Source organism: Allobosea sp. TND4EK4 (genome assembly GCF_900156025.1).
Classification (GTDB): Bacteria; Pseudomonadota; Alphaproteobacteria; order Rhizobiales; family Beijerinckiaceae; genus Allobosea.
Genome location: NZ_FTMO01000003.1, coordinates 75,403 through 95,885, shown reverse-complemented (window position 1 = coordinate 95,885; position 20,483 = coordinate 75,403). Strand labels below are relative to the sequence as shown.

23 protein-coding genes and 1 tRNA gene are annotated in these 20,483 nt (G+C 67.2%); 11 read left to right on the top strand and 13 right to left on the bottom strand.

Annotated features, from left to right (window positions below; translation table 11 throughout):
• Positions 1–12 precede the first annotated feature (12 nt).
• The 5 genes from pdhA to BW981_RS07965 form a co-directional block, all read right to left on the bottom strand.
• Positions 13–1,110 (bottom strand): pyruvate dehydrogenase (acetyl-transferring) E1 component subunit alpha, encoded by a 1,098-nt coding sequence (gene pdhA, locus BW981_RS07985; protein WP_076437950.1) that lies wholly within the window; start codon positions 1,108–1,110, stop codon positions 13–15.
• 176 nt (positions 1,111–1,286) lie between these two features.
• Positions 1,287–1,598 carry an FtsB family cell division protein gene (locus BW981_RS07980; protein WP_076437948.1) on the bottom strand — a complete coding sequence of 104 codons (312 nt, stop codon included), beginning with the start codon at positions 1,596–1,598 and terminating at the stop codon, positions 1,287–1,289.
• Positions 1,599–1,673: 75 nt separating this feature from the next.
• Positions 1,674–1,748, bottom strand: a tRNA-Lys gene (locus BW981_RS07975).
• A gap of 120 nt (positions 1,749–1,868) precedes the next feature.
• The gene (locus BW981_RS07970) at positions 1,869–2,660 is read right to left on the bottom strand and encodes a bestrophin-like domain (RefSeq protein ID WP_076437946.1); all 792 of its coding nucleotides are present in this window, start codon (positions 2,658–2,660) and stop codon (positions 1,869–1,871) included.
• A 118-nt stretch (positions 2,661–2,778) separates the two neighbouring features.
• On the bottom strand, positions 2,779–3,054 hold the full coding sequence (locus BW981_RS07965) for a hypothetical protein (RefSeq protein WP_076437945.1): 276 nt from the start codon (positions 3,052–3,054) through the stop codon (positions 2,779–2,781).
• Positions 3,055–3,260: 206 nt separating this feature from the next.
• Between BW981_RS07965 and BW981_RS23025 the strand changes: the two genes are divergently transcribed.
• Positions 3,261–3,413 (top strand): hypothetical protein, encoded by a 153-nt coding sequence (locus BW981_RS23025; protein WP_175624079.1) that lies wholly within the window; start codon positions 3,261–3,263, stop codon positions 3,411–3,413.
• A 19-nt stretch (positions 3,414–3,432) separates the two neighbouring features.
• Here the strand turns inward: BW981_RS23025 and BW981_RS23385 are convergent, their stop codons facing one another.
• Positions 3,433–3,810 (bottom strand): hypothetical protein, encoded by a 378-nt coding sequence (locus BW981_RS23385; protein WP_244560267.1) that lies wholly within the window; start codon positions 3,808–3,810, stop codon positions 3,433–3,435.
• A gap of 62 nt (positions 3,811–3,872) precedes the next feature.
• Here BW981_RS23385 and BW981_RS07955 point away from each other — a divergent pair, with 62 nt between their 5' ends.
• Positions 3,873–4,475, top strand: coding sequence for a PRC-barrel domain-containing protein (locus BW981_RS07955; protein WP_076437942.1), 603 nt, complete (start codon positions 3,873–3,875; stop codon positions 4,473–4,475).
• Between the two features lie 56 nt (positions 4,476–4,531).
• Here the strand turns inward: BW981_RS07955 and BW981_RS07950 are convergent, their stop codons facing one another.
• Complete coding sequence (locus BW981_RS07950) at positions 4,532–6,070, bottom strand: NAD(P)H-hydrate dehydratase (RefSeq protein ID WP_244560266.1); 1,539 nt, start codon at positions 6,068–6,070, stop codon at positions 4,532–4,534.
• 258 nt (positions 6,071–6,328) lie between these two features.
• On the opposite strand from BW981_RS07950, the gene BW981_RS07945 reads away from it, so the two are divergent.
• Together BW981_RS07945 and glnA are read left to right on the top strand one after the other, a co-directional pair.
• The gene (locus BW981_RS07945) at positions 6,329–6,667 is read left to right on the top strand and encodes a P-II family nitrogen regulator (protein ID WP_076437940.1); all 339 of its coding nucleotides are present in this window, start codon (positions 6,329–6,331) and stop codon (positions 6,665–6,667) included.
• Positions 6,668–6,764: 97 nt separating this feature from the next.
• Positions 6,765–8,174: a type I glutamate--ammonia ligase gene (glnA, locus tag BW981_RS07940; RefSeq protein ID WP_076437938.1), complete on the top strand. Its 1,410-nt coding sequence runs from the start codon at positions 6,765–6,767 to the stop codon at positions 8,172–8,174.
• A gap of 199 nt (positions 8,175–8,373) precedes the next feature.
• Here glnA and BW981_RS07935 read toward each other — a convergent pair whose 3' ends face one another.
• Positions 8,374–9,582, bottom strand: coding sequence for a glycosyltransferase family 4 protein (locus tag BW981_RS07935; protein ID WP_076437936.1), 1,209 nt, complete (start codon positions 9,580–9,582; stop codon positions 8,374–8,376).
• A 94-nt stretch (positions 9,583–9,676) separates the two neighbouring features.
• Positions 9,677–9,868 carry a hypothetical protein gene (locus BW981_RS22520; protein ID WP_139333681.1) on the bottom strand — a complete coding sequence of 64 codons (192 nt, stop codon included), beginning with the start codon at positions 9,866–9,868 and terminating at the stop codon, positions 9,677–9,679.
• 288 nt (positions 9,869–10,156) lie between these two features.
• On the opposite strand from BW981_RS22520, the gene parE reads away from it, so the two are divergent.
• From parE to BW981_RS07920, 3 genes are all read left to right on the top strand, one after another.
• On the top strand, positions 10,157–12,241 hold the full coding sequence (parE, locus tag BW981_RS07930) for a DNA topoisomerase IV subunit B (RefSeq protein WP_076437934.1): 2,085 nt from the start codon (positions 10,157–10,159) through the stop codon (positions 12,239–12,241).
• A 156-nt stretch (positions 12,242–12,397) separates the two neighbouring features.
• A complete protein-coding gene (locus BW981_RS07925) occupies positions 12,398–13,321 on the top strand; it encodes a LysR family transcriptional regulator (RefSeq protein WP_076437932.1) in 924 nt (307 codons plus the stop codon).
• A gap of 111 nt (positions 13,322–13,432) precedes the next feature.
• Positions 13,433–13,693, top strand: coding sequence for a hypothetical protein (locus tag BW981_RS07920; RefSeq protein WP_076437929.1), 261 nt, complete (start codon positions 13,433–13,435; stop codon positions 13,691–13,693).
• A gap of 16 nt (positions 13,694–13,709) precedes the next feature.
• Here the strand turns inward: BW981_RS07920 and BW981_RS07915 are convergent, their stop codons facing one another.
• Complete coding sequence (locus tag BW981_RS07915) at positions 13,710–14,405, bottom strand: alpha/beta fold hydrolase (protein ID WP_076437927.1); 696 nt, start codon at positions 14,403–14,405, stop codon at positions 13,710–13,712.
• Positions 14,406–14,568: 163 nt separating this feature from the next.
• On the opposite strand from BW981_RS07915, the gene BW981_RS07910 reads away from it, so the two are divergent.
• Positions 14,569–16,041 carry a DEAD/DEAH box helicase gene (locus BW981_RS07910; RefSeq protein WP_076437925.1) on the top strand — a complete coding sequence of 491 codons (1,473 nt, stop codon included), beginning with the start codon at positions 14,569–14,571 and terminating at the stop codon, positions 16,039–16,041.
• Between the two features lie 187 nt (positions 16,042–16,228).
• Positions 16,229–17,281, top strand: coding sequence for a GGDEF domain-containing protein (locus tag BW981_RS07905; RefSeq protein WP_076437923.1), 1,053 nt, complete (start codon positions 16,229–16,231; stop codon positions 17,279–17,281).
• Here BW981_RS07905 and BW981_RS07900 read toward each other — a convergent pair.
• Both BW981_RS07900 and BW981_RS07895 read right to left on the bottom strand, forming a co-directional pair.
• Complete coding sequence (locus tag BW981_RS07900; protein WP_076437921.1) at positions 17,241–17,597, bottom strand: TfoX/Sxy family protein; 357 nt, start codon at positions 17,595–17,597, stop codon at positions 17,241–17,243. The two genes, BW981_RS07905 and BW981_RS07900, sit on opposite strands and share 41 nt — an antisense overlap.
• A 2-nt stretch (positions 17,598–17,599) precedes the next feature.
• The gene (locus tag BW981_RS07895) at positions 17,600–17,986 is read right to left on the bottom strand and encodes a HesB/IscA family protein (protein WP_076437919.1); all 387 of its coding nucleotides are present in this window, start codon (positions 17,984–17,986) and stop codon (positions 17,600–17,602) included.
• 183 nt (positions 17,987–18,169) lie between these two features.
• Between BW981_RS07895 and BW981_RS07890 the strand changes: the two genes are divergently transcribed.
• Together BW981_RS07890 and BW981_RS07885 are read left to right on the top strand one after the other, a co-directional pair.
• Complete coding sequence (locus BW981_RS07890) at positions 18,170–19,237, top strand: malate/lactate/ureidoglycolate dehydrogenase (protein WP_076437917.1); 1,068 nt, start codon at positions 18,170–18,172, stop codon at positions 19,235–19,237.
• Between the two features lie 3 nt (positions 19,238–19,240).
• On the top strand, positions 19,241–19,597 hold the full coding sequence (locus tag BW981_RS07885; RefSeq protein ID WP_076437915.1) for an MmcQ/YjbR family DNA-binding protein: 357 nt from the start codon (positions 19,241–19,243) through the stop codon (positions 19,595–19,597).
• On the opposite strand, the gene BW981_RS07880 is transcribed toward BW981_RS07885, so the two are convergent.
• Positions 19,592–20,482, bottom strand: coding sequence for a PhzF family phenazine biosynthesis protein (locus BW981_RS07880; protein WP_076437913.1), 891 nt, complete (start codon positions 20,480–20,482; stop codon positions 19,592–19,594). The genes BW981_RS07885 and BW981_RS07880 overlap by 6 nt on opposite strands.
• Between the last annotated feature and the right edge of the window lies 1 nt (position 20,483).

The window sequence follows — 20,483 nt, the reverse complement described above, 5'->3', positions numbered from 1 at the left end:
GGGCGCGGGCCTTTAGCCCTGCGCCGGCTCCAGCAGGATGTCGGTGTAGAGCTCGGAGACGTCGGGCTCCGGATCATGCGTCGCGAACTCGGCCGCGTCGTTGACGATCTCGCGGACCTTGGCGTCGATCGCCTTCAGCTCGTCCTCGCCGACCTTGAACTCGCGCTGCAGGCGGGCCCGCACCTGCTCGATCGGATCGTGCTCCTCGCGCATGCGCTGTACCTCGTCCTTCGAGCGATACTTCGCCGGATCGGACATGGAGTGGCCGCGATAGCGGTAGGTCTGCATTTCGAGGATGTAGGGGCCCTGGCCGGAGCGGGCATGCTCGATGGCGCGTGTCGCGGCCTCGCGCACGGCGCGGACATCCATGCCGTCGACCTGCTCGCCGGGGATGCCGAAGGAAAGCCCACGGCGGGAGAAATCGGTCTGGGCCGAGGCGCGGCTGACCGAGGTGCCCATGGCGTAGCGATTGTTCTCGATGACGTAGACCACCGGCAGCTTCCACAGCTGCGCCATGTTGAAGCTCTCGTAGACCTGGCCCTGATTGGCGGCGCCGTCGCCAAAATAGGTCATCGAGACGGTCTTGTCGTCGCGATACCAGTCGGCGAAGGCGAGGCCCGTGCCGAGCGAGACCTGCGCGCCGACGATACCGTGGCCGCCATAGAAGTTCTTCTCGCGGCTGAACATGTGCATCGAGCCGCCCTTTCCGCGCGAATAGCCGCCGCGCCGGCCGGTGAGCTCGGCCATCACGCCGCGCGATTCCATGCCGCAGGCCAGCATATGGCCATGGTCGCGATAGCCGGTGATGACCTGGTCGCCGTCCTTCGACGCCATCTGCATGCCGATGACGACCGCTTCCTGGCCGATATAGAGATGGCAGAAGCCGCCGATCAGGCCCATGCCGTACATCTGGCCGGCCTTTTCCTCGAAGCGGCGGATCAGCAGCATCTCCCGATAGGCGTGGAGGTCTTCCTCCTTGCTGAAGGGCGTGACATTGCTCGGCGCGGGGGCACCCCGCTCGGCCTGCCCCTTGGCGGCGCGAGCCTTCGGCGCCTTGGCGGCGGCTTTCGGGTCTGCGGGAGCCTTCGATTTACGCGCAGCAACGGCCATGAGCGATCCTCCAGGGGTCTTTGACCTTTGTTGTAAAGGATCGAAAATCCACTGGCGAGGGCGCTATCTCGCATTGCAACATCTACCATCTCATTGAAATCATTCAACAAGATGAAATTAACTGGATTTCGGTTGATCGATACGCCTGCGACTAAGAGCCGGCTCTTTTCCCGGGCTCAGCGCCCAAGGATCACCACATCGTTCTTGTTCGTCCGGCCGAGGACAGCGCGCGCATTCTCTTCGAGCAGGTCGCGATCGACCGCGTCGTCGCGCACGAGCGACAGGTGATGTTCCCAGGATTTCCGCTCCTTCATCAGCGCCGCGAGCTCGGTCTCCATGGTGCGGATCTGCTCCCGAACAGCGCCGCGCGCCTCCAGGCCGCGCGCGCCATGCTGCGCATGGAACAGGAAATAGGATACCGCCGCGCCCGACACCGCGTAGAGCGCGAGCGTGATGAAGACCGACCTGAGTCCGCGACGGATGACCATGGCGGAAAGCTAGGACGGCCTGGTTTCCGGGGGGTTAACGATTGGCGCGCGGAGCCGCTTCGCGGCGGGCCGGGCTGGTGAGCGGGGTGGGGATCGAACCCACGACCACATGATTAAAAGTCACGTGCTCTACCACTGAGCTACCCGCCCTCACGCGGCGTTGACATACGGAGGTCCATCGGCCGGGTCAACACGCAGGCGCGCGGCTTTGCCCCGATTGCTGGCCGCGGCGGCTGGCTGCCCAGGCTGGAACGACCGGCCCGGCAGGGCTCAGCGGCTCATATCCACCAGGGCAGCGCGCATCGCAGTGCTGCGGATGCCGAACAGCCCGCTATAGGGCGTGCCGAGATCGACGATGACGAACATCACGCTGGCGATCGAGGCGACGCCGACCGCCAAGACGATTCCGCTGAGGCGCCGACGCGGCACCTGCAGTCCAAAGCTCAGGAAGACCAGCACCAACCAGAAGCCGATGATCCCGATGAACAGGCCGCCGGATGCCTGGTCCGCGTCCTCGATCACCGTCCAGCGGCTGCGCTGGAGCGAAGCATAGTCGGCGCGGCATCGGGCGGCGGTATGCGCGGCGGGGGGCTCGGCAGGATTGGCGGCCTCGACACCGAGACCCACGGCATCGAGAAGGCGCGCGAGTACGACACCCTCGCCCCGGACCGTCATGGCGCTTGCATCCGGCCTCCCTTCGACGGGCGGGATCGGCTCACCCGGCCAGGTTTGGCCGATGACGGCCGCCGTGTACTGCCGGAGCTGCATGCGCGTCTCGGCGAGACCGGGGCCGAGATCGCGCAGACACAGGTCGAGACGCACCAGTTCGCCGGCGTGGAGCACCCGGTTGCGGTTGGCGCCGTCGAAGGCCGAACGTGAGGATGACAGCTGCAGGCTCAGGACCAGGGCCGAGAAGGTCACGAGCAGGCCGGTGACCAGCCGCAGGGCATCCATATTTTCCGCCGACAGATGATGCTCCGCCAGCCTGCCCCGCAAGATCACGCCGACGAGCGCGCTCAGGCAGAAAAGCACCAGGAAACCCAATCCTGCGAGAGCTTCCATGACGGGTATCCTCGGGATGATGCGCTTGGACCCTCCAACAAACCGCCTGGGATGTCGACCCCGGCGGACACCCGCGGTTCCGGTGTGGGGACCGTCGCTGCCCGAGCGGATGCAGGGCTCAGCCCAGGCGGCGGGTTACCCCGCTGCGGAACGAAGGCTGCCCGTGCCGGGCGCCTTCGCCATGGGGCCGGGGCGCGCCGCCGAAGCCGACACCCAAGGCCGGCCAACCGCGGTCGAGATAGGGGTCCAGCTCCCAGCAGCGATGGCGCATGCGCTCCGCTTCGCTCGTCGCGTCCGAACAGGCGGACACTTGCGAACGGCGCCAGAAGGCGGATGCACTCTGCGGGGCTAGGGCAGCGCCTGCGACCAGCACCGCGATCAGAAATTTCAGCATCGACGCCCTCCCGCCATGCAGCCTGGATGCGCCCACGGCGTTGCGGAAACGTTAAGCTGCCGCGCGGTCTGCTTCCGGAACAGCTTCGCCCGCAAGCGGTTAACAAGGCGCGCTCCCTAATCCGGCCTTGTTCGTAGATGTCTGATGTTTGTTCAGGGACAGCGCGCCTGCTGACGAAGAGGACCGCCGCGGTGAAGGAACCTATCGTGATCCATACCGAAGAGGACTACGACCGCGCGCAGCAGCGGGTGGCGGAACTCAACGCCGGCCCGGACAGCGCCGAGAAGGACCGTGAACTGCAGGCGATCGCCGATGCCATGCTGGCCTTCGAGCTGCGGCGCGACGACGCCGACGACTGAACGCTGCGCCCCTCGCCTGTCAGGAATCGTTGCTGGCATTGAGCTCGTCAGGGCGCAGGCCCTCGTCCTGCGCCTTGTCCCCGGCCAAGCGCAGGAAGGTGCGCAGGATGTCGGCTGCGGCGGCCTCGCGCGTCTGGCCTGAACCGTGGCGGGCGATATGCCGATCGAGTTTGGCAAGATCCGCGTCGTCGAGCGTGAGCGTGAGCAAAGGCTGCATGTCGAATTCCATTTTCAAGGGAACTGCCGAGCAACGGTTGCGTTCCATGAGCGCAAGGGATGACGCCATGCGCGGCCTCGCAAGCTTTGTGGCGGAGATTTTAAAGGCGTCCCCACTTCGTGGCTCGGAATTGAAGTCATAGTTCGCCCGGGCATCGAAATGGAAACCTGCTTTGAACAAAATCTCCCTTCGCGGGTTGTGGATTTATCGTCCCATCATTCGATGATTGGCAGGAGGAAACCATGATCAATCGTAACCTAGTCCTGGCAACGCTGAGCGCGAGCCTTCTGGCCGGAGCGGCCATTGCTCAAACCAGCGCGCCGAATCCGCCCTCGTCTTCCACCGGGACGGCACCGGCAACGACCACCCAGTCCAAGAGCCAGGAGACCAATCTTGCCGGACAGGGCAAGTGGCGCGCCTCCAAGCTGATGGGCGTGGACATCTACGGGCCCGACGACAAGAAGGTCGGCGACGTGACAGAGGTCATCGTCGACAAGACCGGCAAGGTCGAGATGGTCACCGTGGGCGTGGGCGGTTTCCTCGGCATCGGCGCCAAGGATGTCGCCATCCCGTTCGACCAGGTCACCTGGAGCGATCAGCCGATGGCTGCTGCGGCTCCCGCCCCGGCCACCGGCGCAGCCGGGGCGGCCGGCACGGGCAGTGCAGCGACGGGTACCGCGGCGACAGGGACCGCAGGCACGGCTCGGACGTCGGGCGGCATGGCCTCGGCTCCGGCCAGTTCCTCGGCCTCCAGTGCGCCGTCGATGTACCCGGACCACGGCAAGATCAGCATGACGAAGGACCAGCTCAGCGCGGCCCCGGCCGTGACCTATTCCGGCACCTGAGCCGGCGCATCGCCACAACCGGCAATGATGGAGGCCCGCCGTTCTCGGCGGGCCTTTCATCTGTCGGAGACCATTTCGAGCCCTGTATCGCGGAGCAGAGCCGGGATCGCATCCGGCAGGTCGTCCGCGATCAGCCCGAAGCCGATCGCCTCGCCGACTCGCCCATGCAACCACACAGCCGCGGAGGCGGCCTCGAAAGCCTGCATGCCCTGCGCCATCAGGCCAGCGATCATGCCCCCGAGGACATCGCCGGAACCGGCGGTCGCAAGCGCCGGCGAGCCGGTGGTATTGATCGCGGCACGTCCGTCGGGCGCCGCAATGACGGTGTCGGCCCCCTTGTAGACGATGACGGCGCGGCTCGACGACGCGGCAGCGATCGCCCTCTCGAGCTTGGAGGGCTTATCCATCACGGCAGCCTGCGCGCCGAAAAGGCGTTTGAACTCGCCCTCATGCGGAGTCAGCACGCGGCTTCCTTGAGCTCCTGCTGCCGCCAGCAGGGCAGGCGAGGCTGCGAGCAGCGTCAGCGCGTCCGCGTCGAACACGACGGCGCCCGGGCTCTCGCTGAGAGCGCTGACGAACTGGTGCGCCCTTGCATCGAGGCCGAGCGCCGGCCCAGCCAGCACCACCTTAAGCCGCGGATCCTCAAGCACCTTACGCAGCCCGTCGAGATCCGCCAGCGGGCGCTGCATCAGCGCGTCCGGCCCGCGCGAGGCATGAGCCGCCAGCGCCGACAGATCGCAATGAATCGTGACGAGCCCGGCACCGATCCTCAGGGACGCCCGCGCGCCCAGGCGCGGTGCCCCCACCCCTGAAATCCCGCCCGCGACGACGGCGACGGCGCCGCGGGCGAACTTATGGGCATCGCGACCGTGAGACGGCCAGGCGTGCTTCCAAAGCTCCGGCCCGTTGCGGAACGCCAGAGGGGAGATCGAATCGAGAACCCTGTCGCTGATCCCGATATCCGCGAGGGTGATTGTGCCGCAGAGGTCCCGCCCAGGCATCAGCAGATGGCCCGGATTCATGCGGAAGAACGTCACCGTTTCGTCCGCCCGGACCACGGGCCCGGCCGCCTGCCCGCTATCGCCGTTGAGGCCACTGGGCACATCGACGCTGAGCACCGGCCGGCCGCTCGCATTGATCAGCTCGGCCGCAGCCGCCGCCTGCCCTTCCAGCGGCCGGCTGAGCCCTGCGCCGAACATCGCATCTACGACGCAGGATGGCTGCTCCGCCATCGCCTCCCCGATCGGCATCGGCGTGGCCCCCCATCGCGCAAAGGCTTCCGCCGCATCCCCCGTCAGGCCGGTCGGCTCGCCGATCACGGAGAGACGCACAGCGAGGCCGCGTTCGCGCAATATCCGCGCGGCGACGAACCCGTCGCCCCCGTTGTTTCCGGGTCCGCAGACCACGGCCACCGTGGCGCCAGAACTGGGGATTCCGGCAAGACGGACCGCCGCGTCCGCGACGGCCAGGCCGGCGCGTTCCATCAGCACGATACCCGCTGTCCCCTGCGCGATCGTCATGCGGTCGGCGGCGGCCATCTGGGCCGTGGTCAACAGCGCCAGCTGCATCCGCTCCATGGTCGTTCCGTTCGGCATCGAGGCTCATCATGGCTCATCGGGCGGCCCGCCGCCAACATCCGGTGCGGCCGAAGGCGATTTGATTAAGAATAGTGCAGTTGATGTTTTTTTATGCTGTTTTCTGCCCATCGATCCATCGCCGGAACGGGGGCTGCCGCATGGCGGGGCGCGGCCGCCGATGCTATGAGCAATGCAACGCCGCCGGTTGCGGGCCGCGCGCCCGCTGTGCGGGTGAGCCCTGCAGCCGGACGGAAGCGCAAAGGAGGCGGTCGGCGCATGAAGAAGATCGAAGCGATCATCAAGCCCTTCAAGCTGGACGAGGTGAAGGAAGCGCTTCAGGAGGTCGGGCTTCAGGGCATCACCGTGCTGGAGGCGAAGGGTTTCGGACGCCAGAAGGGCCACACCGAGCTCTATCGCGGAGCCGAATACGTCGTCGATTTCCTGCCGAAGGTGAAGATCGAGATCGTGCTCGGCGACGAGATGGTCGATCGGGCCATCGAAGCCATCATGAAGGCGGCCCAGACGGGCCGCATCGGCGATGGCAAGATTTTTGTATCGAGCGTCGAGGGGGCGATCCGCATCCGCACCGGCGAGTCCGGCGCTGACGCGATCTGAAGCGTCTCCCACGTCATTGGATCAAGGGTCACCGGGCGAGTTGGATCCGCCGGGGGCCTGCGAGTTCGAGAAAACTGCTGCAAGAGGAATGCTTAAAATGCAAAGCGCCAAGGATGTCCTGAAGGCGATCAAGGACAACGACGTCAAATACGTCGACTTCCGCTTCACCGACCCGCGCGGCAAGTGGCAGCACGTCACCTTCGACGTCACCATGATCGACGAGGACATCTTCGCCGAGGGCACGATGTTCGACGGCTCCTCGATCGCCGGCTGGAAGGCGATCAACGAGTCCGACATGCTGCTGATGCCGGACCCGACGACCGCCGTCATGGACCCGTTCTTCTCGGCTCCGACCATGGTGATCAACTGCGACGTGCTCGAGCCCGCCACCGGCGAGCCCTATGGCCGCGACCCGCGCGGCATCGCCAAGAAGGCCGAGGCCTATCTGAAGTCGACCGGCATCGGCGACGCCATCTATGTCGGCCCCGAGGCCGAGTTCTTCGTCTTCGACGACGTGCGCTTCTCGTCCGACCCGTACAACACGGGCTTCAAGCTCGACAACGTCGAGCTGCCCACCAACGGCCAGACCGAGTACGAAGGCGGCAATCTCGGCCACCGCATCGCCACCAAGGGTGGCTATTTCCCCGTCCCGCCGCAGGATTCGGCGCAGGACATGCGCGGTGAGATGCTCGCGGCCATGGCGGCCATGGGCGTCAAGGTCGAGAAGCATCACCATGAGGTCGCCTCGGCGCAGCACGAACTCGGCATGAAGTTCGACACGCTGACCCACATGGCCGACCAGATGCAGGTCTATAAGTACGCGATCCACAACGTCGCGCAGAGCTACGGCAAGACCGCGACCTTCATGCCGAAGCCGATCTATGGCGACAACGGCTCGGGCATGCACGTCCACCAGTCGATCTGGAAGAACGGCAAGCCGATCATGGCCGGCAACAAATATGCCGACCTGTCGCAGGAATGCCTCTGGTACATCGGCGGCATCATCAAGCACGCCAAGTCCCTCAACGCCTTCACCAACCCGTCGACCAACTCCTACAAGCGTCTGGTCCCGGGCTATGAGGCCCCGGTTCTGCTGGCCTATTCGGCCCGCAACCGTTCGGCGTCCTGCCGTATTCCGTGGACGACCTCGCCGAAGGCCAAGCGCGTCGAGGTTCGCTTCCCCGACCCGATGGCGAACCCATACCTCGCTTTCGCCGCCATGCTGATGGCCGGCCTCGACGGCATCATCAACAAGATCGATCCCGGCCCGGCGATGGACAAGGACCTCTACGACCTGCCGCCGCGCGAGTTGAAGAAGATCCCGACGGTCTGCGGTTCGCTGCGCGAGGCCCTGGAGTCGCTGAAGAAGGACAACGCCTATCTCAAGGCCGGCGGCGTCTTCAACGACGACTTCATCGAGAGCTATATCGAGCTCAAGATGCAGGACGTGGCGCGCTTCGAGATGACGCCGCACCCGGTCGAGTTCTCGATGTACTACTCCTACTGAGGATCAAGGCCGGCGCCGTATCGGTGCCGGCCAGCCCTCCTCCCAGGCCGCGCGCGCGTGGCTCACCTGAACGCCAGGGCGGAAACGCCCTGGCTTTTTGTTTGGAGCGAGGACACCGGTCTCGTTCCGTCTGCGCCGCCAGACTGCGCAGCGTGGGGCCGCGCCCGAGCCCGGCCTGTCGGTGCCCGGCCAGCTGGTTTCAGGCGACCGCAAGCCGCGAATACGCTGCCAGCGTGCGCTCCACATGGCGGGACGTCGTCAGTGGATCGGCCCAGTATCGCCGGTAGGCGGCCGCGCCCATCGTACTGGCCAGAGCGTCATCCTTCAGTCGGGACAAAGCGGTCGCAAGCCCGTCGACATCGCCGCCGTCCACCAGCAGGCCATCGTCCCCGTCAAAGACCCAGCTTGCAGGGCCCGTGGTACGCGCGAGGACAACCGGCACACCGAGCGAGCGGGCCTCGGCGACCACCAGCGGCCCGGGTTCGAACCACAGAGACGGCAGGACGAGGCACCGCGCCTGCGCGATTTCATCGAAGACATGCTCGGCCGGTACCCAGCCGCGGATCTGCGCCTGCGGGTTGATGGCGGCGATGCGCGCCTGCAAAGGCCCCTCGCCAACAAAGCGGACCGGCATCTCCGCGCGCCTGGCAGCCTCCGCAAGAAGGTCCCCGGCCTTCTCCTGCGTGAACCGCCCCAGGAACAGCGCGTGGCGATTGTCCGCAACGCGGGCCGGCTCGCGGCGCGGCGCCTCCATCATGTTCTCGACCACGACATGGCGCCCCGCGATGGGCAGGAAGGGTTCGGCGAACCGGCGGGCGAAATCGCTGACATGGATGAAGAGCGGTGCCTTCAGCGCGTGGAGCGCCTTGTTCGAGCGCCACTGGCGCGCCACGCGCACGAGCTTGTGGACATAGGACGCCCGGTCGCAGTTGCGTACAACGCAGCCGGCAGACATCGGCTCGAGCCGGCAGGGTGCGTTCGCCTGGAAATCGAAATACCCGCCGGTCGGGCAGAAGCTGAAATAATCGTGCAGGGTGATCGCGACCGGCAGCCCGCTCTCGCCGGCTGCGGCAATCGCTGCGGGGCTGAAGGCCTTCGTCCATTGGTGGAGATGGATCACGGTGCCGCGCGGCTGCCGCCCGAACAGCATGGCCAGGAAGGCATGGGCCTTCGCGTTCCAGATGCCTTGCCGCGCCGCAGCCAGCTTGCCCTCGACGCGCCAGACCTCTTCTCCGCCAAAGGCTTCGACCGCGATGTTCGGGTGGCTCAACCGGTCGCTGACCTGGCCGATCGCACAGGCGAAGACAACCTCCACCCCGGCCTCTGCAAGGCCGCGCGCGCTTTCGATCGCGACCTTGGCCGCGCCGCCATTGACCGACCCGAAATCGCTGACGATGACGCAACGCATGCGACCCTCCTGCCCGCAGGCTTAGGGTCGAAAGGTTGATATTTGGCGTCGGAGCTACGGGCGCCGGACTGGCGGACCGGCGACGATCAAAGCCTCAGGCGAAATGCAAGGCTGCAAGGCCGACAGCCGCCAATGCGGCAACCAGCCACCACAGCCAGCGAGAGCCGCTCTCGGCGCGCGTCGGCAGGGCCCTCACATCTTCGTAGCCGAAGGATTCGCCGGCGAGCCGGGCCGAGCGCTCGAGCCCGGCGACACTCGCAACAGGTACAGATTGACGCGACCGCACGACGTTTCCCCCCGTCTTTGGCCCATCTTATCATGCAGCAGCAGATCGGATAGGCATCGCAGCGAGGACCATCCTCACCCGCCGGACTTAACGCTGCCTGAACGGCGCCAGTTCCCCGGAATCTCCCCGTCGCCCATGACGGGGAGATGACAGAAGGCGCGCGCTGCTGACAGATGCCGGGCCGGTGTTTTTCTAGGGGATCAGGCCGGCTATAAGCGGCTTCGCGAGCGCATCGGTCTGGTCGATGCGCTAGGCTCTCTTGTTGCGAATCGGGAAACATTGGACGCGATGGCGGAGAACGGCGATCTCTTCGGTGCGGAACCGGAACGGCCCGCTTCGGCGATGCCGGTTCCAGTATCGCCGCCGGCCGCAGGCCCGGCAAAGGGGCCTCGCCCGGCGGCCGCAGCGCCACCTCGCAACGGCACGCTGTCTGAGGCGAGCTACGACGCTTCGGCGATCGAAGTGCTTGAGGGGCTGGAACCCGTCCGGCGCCGACCCGGCATGTATATCGGCGGCACCGACGAGCGCGCGCTGCACCATCTCTTCGCCGAGGTGATCGACAACGCGATGGACGAGGCCGTCGCGGGCCACGCCAGCTTCATCGAGGTCGAGCTGCTCGAGGACGGCTCGGTCGCGGTCACGGATAACGGACGCGGCATCCCCATCGACCCGCACCCGAAATTCCCGGGAAAATCGGCGCTCGAAGTCATCATGACGACGCTGCATGCCGGTGGAAAGTTCGACTCGAAGGCCTATGAAACCTCCGGCGGCCTGCACGGCGTCGGCGCGTCGGTGGTCAACGCCCTGTCCGACCGGCTGGAGATCGAGGTCGCCCGCGGCCAGATGCTTTATCGCCAGCGCTTCTCGCGCGGCATCCCGCTCGGGCCTCTGGAGACGGTGGGGCGCGTCGCCAACCGGCGCGGCACGAAGGTGACCTTCCACCCCGACGCACAGATTTTCGGCGAGCTCGCCCGGTTCGAGCCAGCCCGGCTGCTGCGCATGGCACGCTCCAAGGCCTATCTGTTCGGCGGCGTGGAGATCCGCTGGCATTGCGCACCGGCCCTGCTGAAGCCCGAGGGCGACGTGGCGAGCGAGGCGGTCTTCCGGTTCCCCGGCGGCCTGCGCGACTATCTCGCCCAGGAGATCGAGGGCAAGGACCTCGTCGCCGAGCCGATCTTCTCCGGCAAGATCACGAAGCCGGGCGGCCACGGCTCGCTCGAATGGGCGATCGCCTGGCTCGCCACCGGCGAGGACGGCTTCGCCTCCTCCTACTGCAACACGATCCCGACGCCCGAGGGCGGGACGCATGAGCAGGGCCTGCGCATCGCCTTGCTGCGCGGCCTGCGCGACCATGCCGAGCGGATCGGCCAGTCAAAGCGCATGGCGCAGGTCACCTCCGACGACGTCATGGCGACCTGTGCCGCGATGCTCTCGGTCTTCATCCGCGAGCCGGAATTCCAGGGCCAGACCAAGGACAAGCTCGCCACGCTCGAAGCCTCCCGCATTGTCGAGAACGCGGTCCGCGACGCCTTCGACCACTGGCTCGCCGCAGCCCCGCAACAGGCGTTGCGCCTGCTCGACTGGTCGGTGGACCGGGCCGAGGAGCGGCTGCGCCGGCGCCTCGAAAAGGAGGTGTCGCGCAAGACCGCCACCCGCAAGCTGCGCCTGCCCGGCAAGCTGGCCGATTGCAGCAATGCCGGCGCGAAAGGCTCCGAGCTCTTCATCGTCGAGGGTGACTCGGCCGGCGGCTCGGCCAAGCAGGCGCGCAACCGGGCCAACCAGGCGATCCTGCCGCTGCGCGGCAAGATCCTGAACGTCGCCAATGCGACGCGCGAAAAGCTCAACGCCAACCAGCAGCTCGCCGATCTCATCCTGGCGCTGGGTTGCGGGATCGGCACGCAGTTCCGCGAGGACGATCTCCGCTATGAGAAGATCATCGTGATGACCGATGCGGATGTCGACGGCGCCCATATCGCCTCGCTGCTGGTCACCTTCTTCTGGCGCCAGACGCCGAAGCTGATCGAGAAGGGCCATCTCTATCTCGCCGTGCCGCCGCTCTATCGGCTGCAGCATGGCGGCAAGAGCGTCTATGCGCGCAACGATGCCCACAAGGACGAGCTGATCGAAACGGTGTTCAAGGGCAAGAAGCCGGAAATCTCGCGCTTCAAGGGCCTCGGCGAAATGATGCCGCAGCAGCTCAAGGAAACCACGATGGACCCGAGCAAGCGCATCCTGCTCAAGGTCATGGTGGACCATGAGAACAAGGAGGAGACCTCCGACACGGTCGAGCGCCTGATGGGGAACAAGCCGGAGGCGCGCTTTACCTTCATCCAGGAGCGGGCCGCCTTTGCCGGCGAACTGATCGACCTGTGAGCCCTGGCGAGCCCGGCAGAATTGCAGGGCTCGCCGGCAGTTCGGCCGGGCTGCGAAAGGACAGGATCGCGGGCAGCATCAGCCCATGCCCTCACCATCCCCTGTCCGACGCAACCGGTCTGCCCCCACCACCGCCGATGACTGGCCGCTGACCGCATGGCCGAGCCTGCTGCACCTTCACCTCGACGCGACCGCGATCTGGCATCGCCCGCCTGGGACGATATCCGGATCTTCGACGCGATCGCCCTCTGCGGGTCGATGGCCCTGGCGGCGGCGCGGCTCGGCCTGAGCGAGGCCACCGTCACGCGCCGGCTGAAGGCACTGGAGCGCGACCTCGGCCTGCAGCTCTTCACCCGCGCCGCCAACCGCCTCGTCCCTACAGCGATCGGGCTGGGTCTCGCCGCCGAGGCGAGCGAGGTCTCCGCTGCCATGGCCCGCTTCCGGACGCGCGCGGCCTCCGCCCGTCCGGAGCCCGGAGCGCCGGTCCGGGTCACCGCCACGACTTCGATCAGCCTCCTTCTCACCCGGCATGCGACGACCCTCTCCTCCCGGGCGGGCGGCGTCGAGATCGTGATCCTGAGTACGCGCGAGCGCCTCGACCTCTCGAAGGGCCAGGCCGACATCGCGCTCCGGATGAGCAACCCGCCGCAGGGACCCGGCTATTACGCGCAGAAGGTCGGCCGGCTCATGCAGGCGATCTACTGCCGCCGCGACGTCGATCCGGCCACGGCGCCGATCATCTCGGTCAGCCGCGAGACATCCTCGCGGATCGACGAGCATCTGCGCCGTTTCGCGGCCGGCAGGCCGATCGCGGCCCGCGTGGGCGACTCGGCCGCGCGTTACGAGAGCATCAGGCTCTCAGGAACGCTGTCGATGGCCCCGTGCTTCATGGCAGACGGGGACGAGAGCCTCGTACGCATCGAGCCGCCGCCAGACACGACGGCGGACGACATCTACCTGCTGTCGCACGAGGTATCTCGCGCTCGCCCGGGGGTCGCAGCAGTGCTGGCGGCACTCCGGGCTCTCTTCCGCGAGCATCGTGCCCTGCTCGCCGGCGAACGCGCGGGAAGACCAGGCTGACGGCAAATGCCGGCAATGCAAGCCATCTCGGTTACGCCTGAATAACCAAGCCTTTACCGCTCCTCGTCATAGTCGCGCGATCAACCCAAGTCTTGGGCGACGGAGAGCGCGATGCGCCTGGTCAGCATTTTCTGGAAGAACGAGCGCGGCACCATGACCGCTGACATCGCCAAGGCCGGTGCGGCGATCGCCTTCCTCTCGGTCATCGCCGCCAATTTCGTATCGAGCCAGACCAGCGGGCTCGACAAGGACCGCATGGCGCAGGCCACGCTCGCTGCCTCGAAGCGCCAGCCCGTCGATCCGATGACGACCGGCTCGATCGGACGCACCGCGAGCGAGACCAGGCTCGACCCCTGCGCCCTGCCGCGCTGACGGGCGCCCTGCCCGCTCAGGCCAACCAGCGCGCCAGCGCGCCGGTGACCGGCTCGGGCGCTTCCAGCGTTGCCAGGTGCCCGCATCGGGGCATGATGACCAGTTCCGCGGCACCGCCCGCCAGCCCCGCCATCTCCTGCGCCTCGGTCACCGGCGTGATTGCGTCCTCCTCGCCGACCAGAACCAGCGTCGGCTTCTCCAGCCCTGCGAGCAGCGGCCGTGAATCCGGCCGGCGCATGATCGCCTTTTGCTGGCGGACGAAACCCTCGGCACCCACGTCGTCGGCCATGCCCCTTACCAGCAGCCGCAGCGGCTCGTCGGTCAGGCGCGCCGGCGCGACCAGCCGCTGCCACAGAAGGGTGGTGACGTTGTCATAGGCGCCCTTCTCGGCGAGGACGATCATCTGCGCCCGCGGCTCGTTTGTCTCCGGCGTCGCCGGCTTGGCGCTGGTGTCGAGCAGAGCGAGCCGCGTGACGCGCTCAGGCGCGCGCCGCAGCACCTCGAAGGCGATATAGCCCCCCATCGAGAGCCCGCAGAGCGCGAAACGCGGCGGAGCGGCGGCCAGCAGACGCTCGGCGATGGCGCCAAGGCTGTCGTCTCGGGCGTGATCGGCCACCAGGATCAGGCGTCCATCGGCGAGAGCGCTCCATTGCGGCGCGTAGAGCGCAGCGTTGCAGCTGAGGCCGGGAACGAAGACAAGCGGGTCCTTCATGAGGCGTAGGGCGTCCTTTTTCAGGCTAGAAGATTGACTTTGCCACGCTTTCTGCGCATTCCACAGGGGTCCGAAGGCGCGCAAATCCTGTTGTCGCGCCAGCGAGCGGTTGAGCAGGTCATCCCGCCCGCATGTCACCGACCCTGAAGAAGCGCCAAACGCGATGTCATTTGCCGAACTCGGCCTCAGCGAAAAGGTTCTGACCTCTGTCACGGCGGCGGGCTATACCACGCCCACCCCGATCCAGGCCCAGGCCATTCCCCATGTCCTCGCCCGCAAGGACGTTCTGGGCATCGCCCAGACCGGAACGGGCAAGACGGCGGCCTTCACGCTGCCCATGCTCACCATCCTGGAGACGGGCCGCGCCCGCGCCCGGATGCCCCGCACCCTGATCCTCGAGCCGACGCGCGAACTCGCCGCCCAGGTCGAGGAGAACTTCTCCCGCTACGGCGTCAATCAGAAGCTCTCGGTCGCCCTTTTGATCGGCGGCGTCTCCTTCGGCGACCAGGACGCCAAGATCACCCGCGGCGTCGACGTGCTGATCGCGACGCCCGGCCGCCTGCTCGACCATGTCGAGCGCGGCAAGCTCCTGCTGACCGGCGTCGAACTCCTCGTCATCGACGAGGCCGACCGCATGCTCGACATGGGCTTCATTCCGGACATCGAGCGGGTCTGCAAGCTCGTGCCCTTCACGCGGCAGACCCTGTTCTTCACCGCGACGATGCCGCCGGAGATCACCCGGATTTCCGAGCAGTTCCTGCACAATCCGGTGCGGGTCGAGGTGTCCCGGCCCGCCACGGCGGCCACGACGATCACCCAGCGGCTGATCGCATCGAACGCACAGGATTTCGAGAAGCGCGAGACGCTGCGCAAGCTCATCAAGGGCGCGACCGACCTGCAGAACGCCATCGTCTTCTGCAACCGCAAGCGCGATGTCGCGACGCTGCACAAATCCCTGCAGAAGCACGGCTTCCCGGCCGTGGCCCTGCATGGCGACATGGACCAGTACGCCCGCATGGCGGCGCTGGAGTCGTTCCGGACCGGCGAGAACCCGATCCTGGTGGCGTCGGACGTCGCGGCCCGCGGTCTCGACATCCCCGCGGTCAGCCATGTCTTCAATTTCGACGTCCCCACCCATGCCGAGGACTATGTCCACCGCATCGGCCGCACCGGCCGCGCCGGCCGGCTGGGCGCCGCCTTCACCATCGTCACGCGCCATGACGAGAAGCTCGTCGCGGCGGTGGAGAAACTCATCGGCCAGTCCATCGCCTTCGACGGACCGGGCCTCGATGCACTGCCACCCGGCGAGCCGCGCGAGGAGCGCCGGGGCCGGCGTGACGAGAAGCGTCCGTCCAGCCGCGGCCGCGAGCGCAGCCGGCCCGAGCGCAGCGCGCGCTCCAGCGAGGAGCGGGAGGCGCCGCCGCCGCGCCAGCGCGAGGAACGTCCGGAACCGATCAGGTCCGAGCCGAGCCGCCGGCCCGCGCCGGTGGAAGCGCCCGATGCCGTCCGTGCCGAGGCGCATGAGCGCGATGGCCGCCGCAGCCGCCGCCGTGATCGCGAGGATGATGACGGCCCGCAGGTGAAGGGACTCGGCGACCATGTGCCGGCCTTCCTGCTCCGCCCCGTGCGCGTCTGATAACGTAGCGGCATCAACCGGTCCTTAACTGCCTTTCCCCTAACTTGCTCTCGCCGAAGCGACAGAAGTTGCTGCGGTGGACGGGCGCATGCCGCCGTACAGACGGACAGGATGTCCCGCTTCGATTTCAGGATCGAAGCTGACGTGGCCGAAGGCCACGACCCGCTTCGTACGGGATGGCGTTGACATGAGCGAAGCCCCTGTTTCAGCACAGCACGAGATCGCCGAGCGCGTCCTCGCCGCGATGCGCCAGCACAATTCGCCGACCTACCCGCGCGCCTTCGAGGTTTGGTACGCCCATCTCAGCGGCGAGATGCCTTCGGTCACCAACGCCCTGAACGCGATCATCGCGGGGAACGAAGGCAAGGTCACCACCGCCGACATCGACGACGTCTATGAGCGCTTCATCAGCACCGAGCGCTTCACCAAGCAGGCCGAACGCACCAGCCTGCAGGTGATGGGCGAGATCGACGCGATGATGGCACTGGTCGACAAGGCGCTGGGCTCCAGCGAGCTCTATCACGGCCGCCTGACCGCCATGTCCGAGGAGGTTCCGCCGACGACGGACCGGCAGAAGCTGCGCGAATGGGTCGAGGCGCTGGTGATGTCGACGCGTGAGGAGATCACGCGCAAGGCCCAGCTCGAGGCCGAACTGCGCAACAGCTCCAACGAAATCCGCAATCTGCGCGAGGCACTGGAATCGACGCGCGCCGAGGCGCTGACCGACTCGCTCACCGGCCTCGCCAACCGCCGCCATTTCGAGGAGATGCTGCAGAAGGCGATCGACGAGGCGACGCTGCGCCGCGAACCCTTCGCCGTCGTGATGGCCGATATCGATTTCTTCAAGCGCTTCAACGACGCCCATGGCCACCTGACGGGCGACCAGGTGCTGCGGCTCGTGGCACGCACGATGAAGGACAAGTTCAAGGAGAAGGCGGTCATCAGCCGCTTCGGCGGCGAGGAATTCGCCATCATCCTGCCGGAGGCGGACGTCATCGCCGGCAAGTTCGGCGCCGAGACGGTCCGGCAGGCGCTGCTGACGCGCGAGCTGATCAAGCGCTCCACCAACGAGAATCTCGGCCGCATCACCATCTCGCTCGGCGTGGCGATGTACCGCCGCGGCGACACCTCCGGCTCGCTCGTCGATCGCGCCGACCAGGCGCTGATGCAGGCCAAGCGCGACGGTCGCAACCGCACCGTTACCGAGGAAGCTTTCGAGCCAGCGAGCCGCGTCGCCTGACCGTCGCGGTCGTCGTAGCGGCTTGCCGCGCCAAGGTCACCCAGCCGGCCAAGATGTCCGGATCGTCCAGCGCATTGTCGGGGAGCCGCCAATAGCTGGTCTCCCGCTCTGCCCCGCGGGAGACATAGCGAAAAGGTTCGCTGCCGCTCTCGCGGAAGGCCGAGCGGTTCGCCTCGCAGGTTTTCAGGTAGATGACGCCGCCGATCTCCAGCGCGAACATCAGCCCATCGGCATAGATACCGCGCCCGCCGAACATCCGCCGAATCTGGACAGGCCCGAGCGGAGCAAAAACATCCTCCAGCGCCGCGACCTCCATCGTCAGGATGCCGCGAGAGCGTCCTCGCCGCGCGGCTTGATCTCGACCGATTCGCCGCAGCCGCAGGCCGAGACCTGATTGGGGTTGTTGAACACGAAGGTGGAGGAGAAGCGGTCCGTCCTGAAGTCGAGTTCGGTGCCCAGCAGGAACAGCACCGCCTTCGCGTCGACGATCACCGTCGCGCCCTTCTCCGTCACCACCTCGTCGCCCTTCTCGACCGCCCGCGCGATGTCGAAGGTGTATTCCATACCCGCGCAGCCGCCCTTCTTGACGCCGACGCGCAAACCCAGCGCCGGCGCATCACCGTTCGCTTGCGCCATGATCTGGCCGATGCGCTCGGCGGCAGCATCGGTCAGTGAGACGACCTTGAGGCCCGGAATGGAGAACATCGTTTCCCTCCTCGACCGGGTTCAAGGCCCGGTGAAGCAAGATGAGTTCCTAAGATAGGGATCGCGGGGCCCCGCGTCGAGATGCTGCGGCGTCATGCACCCGATCCAGCTCGCCCCTCCACCGCCGGCATTGCGAAGGCGGGCCGCTCATGCACAGTTCGGGGCCGAAAAGGAAGCCACGCCATGACCTACCGCCTTCATCGCCCCGAAGCCCTGCACAGGCTGGTCCACGACATGGTCGTCGCCGCCGGCTGGAACGAGGCTGAAGCGCAGGAGACGGCCGAGCATCTCGTGCTGGCCAACCTCAGCGGCCATGACAGCCATGGTGTCGGGATGATCCCGCTGTATTTCCAGTCGCTGGCGGATGGAAACCTCAGCCCTGCCGCAAAGGGGACGATCCGGCTCGATGCCGCCCCCTTCCTCATCATCGACGGCCAGATCGCGCTGGGCCAGCCCAATGCGCGCAACGCCGTGGACCGCGCCGTCCTGATGGCGAAGGCGAATGGCGTCGCCATCGTCAACCTGCTCGACTCGCATCACATCGGCCGCATCGGCCATTACGCCGAGGTGGCGGCGGCGGCGGGCCTGATCTCGTTCTTCTGGGTCAATGTCGCGGGGCGCCCGCCGATCGTCGCACCCTATGGCGCGAAGGAAGCCCGATTCGGCACCAACCCGCACGCCATCGGCATCCCGCTCCCGGGCGGCGACCCCCTGATCCTCGATTTTGCCACGAGCCGGATGGCGCATGGCAAGGCCCGCGTCGCGCTCAACAAGGGCGAGCCGGTGCCGCCGGGCTACATCATCGATGGCGAGGGGCGCCCGACGACGGACCCCGCCCATGTCTTCGCCAGCCCCGACCACCCGCTCGGCGCGCTGCTTCCCTTCGGCGACCACAAGGGCGCGGGCCTCTCGTTGATCGCCGAGTTGCTCTCCGCCGGACTGATGGGCGCCGCCCGCATCGACGAGAAGCCGGCGAAGACCTGGATCATCAATTCGCTCTTCGGCGTGATCCTCGATCCGGCCCGGCTCGAGCCCGACTCTGCCCTGCGCAAGAGCCGCATCGAAAGCTATCTCGCCTTCGTCCATGCGGCCAAGCCGCAGGACCCGGCCAACCCGGTCCTCGTGCCGGGCGAGAAGGAGCGGCTGATGCGGGCCGAGCGCGGCGCCGTCGGCATCCCGCTCGATGACGAGACGTGGTCTCAGATCGTGGCGGCCGCGGCCGCTCACGGGATCGATGCCGAAAGCTACTGAGGGATGTCGCCGCAGGCTTACGACGGCTTCTGCGCCAGCCTGCCGGCGGCTCATCGCGTCGTCCAGTGGGGCGATGCCGTCGTCTGGAAGGTCGCCGGCAAGGTCTTCGCCATCGGTCGCGTGCAGGAGGGCGGCGAGATGGCGGCGAGCTTCAAATGCTCGCCGATGGCCTTCGACATCCTCGCCGTGCAGCCGGGGTTGAGGCCGGCGCCCTATCTCGCCTCGCGCGGCATGAAATGGATCCAGTGGCTCTCGCCCGACAGCATGCCGGACGACGCCTTGCAGGATTATCTGCGCGAGAGCCACCGCCTCGTCGCCGCCGGGCTGACGCGGCGGGCGCGGGCCGAGCTGGGGCTATAGCAGCGCTTCGCCACGGAACATCGGCACGCAGGCGCCGCCGACCGTGGCGCGGATACCGTCCTCGCCACGCCGCGCGGTCAGGTGCAGGAGGCTCGGCCGGCCCATCTCGACGCCCTGCGTCAGCGTGAAGCGCGCTTCGCTCCGGTGATCGAGCGAGAGCAGCAAGGCGGCGACCGTGGCGCTGGCGCTGCCGGTCGCCGGGTCTTCCCAGGTCCCGCTGATCGGCGCGAACATCCGGGCGCGGATGTCGGCGACTCCGTCCCGCGCATAAAGGAACAGGGAGAAGCGGCCTTCCAGCTCCGGCGTCTTGTCCCGCACCGCCCGGAAATGGCTCAGATCCGGCGTGGCACGCGAAAGGGCCTCCAGCGTCACCTCCGCCAGCACGAAGAAGACGCCGACCGAGGCGCGCACAGGCCGGTGGTTCGTCACCACGATGTCCGACGGCGAGAGGCCGGCGCAAGCCGCGATCGCCTCGGCCGGCAGCTCGATGCTCCTGGTCAGCGGCTGGGGCGCCGCGATCGTCGCGCCGGTGACCGCGCCCGACGCATCGCGCACGACCTCGACCCTGACCAGCCCGGCGATCTCCTCGAAACGCAGCACGCCGCCGCGGTCGCGGCCATGGCGGGCGAGCACGAAGGCGGTGCCGACATTGGGGTGTCCGGCAAAGGGCATCTCGGCGGTGCGCGTGAAGATGCGGACCCGCGCATCGTCGGCCGGATCGTCCGGCGGCAGCACGAAGGTCGTCTCGCTGTAGTTCATCTCGGCGGCGAGCGATTGCATCTGCTCGCTGGTCAGCCCCCGCGCATCGGTGAAGACGGCGAGCTGGTTGCCGCCGAACGGCTTGTCCGTGAAGACATCGAGGGTTTCGTAGGGATAGGTCGGCATG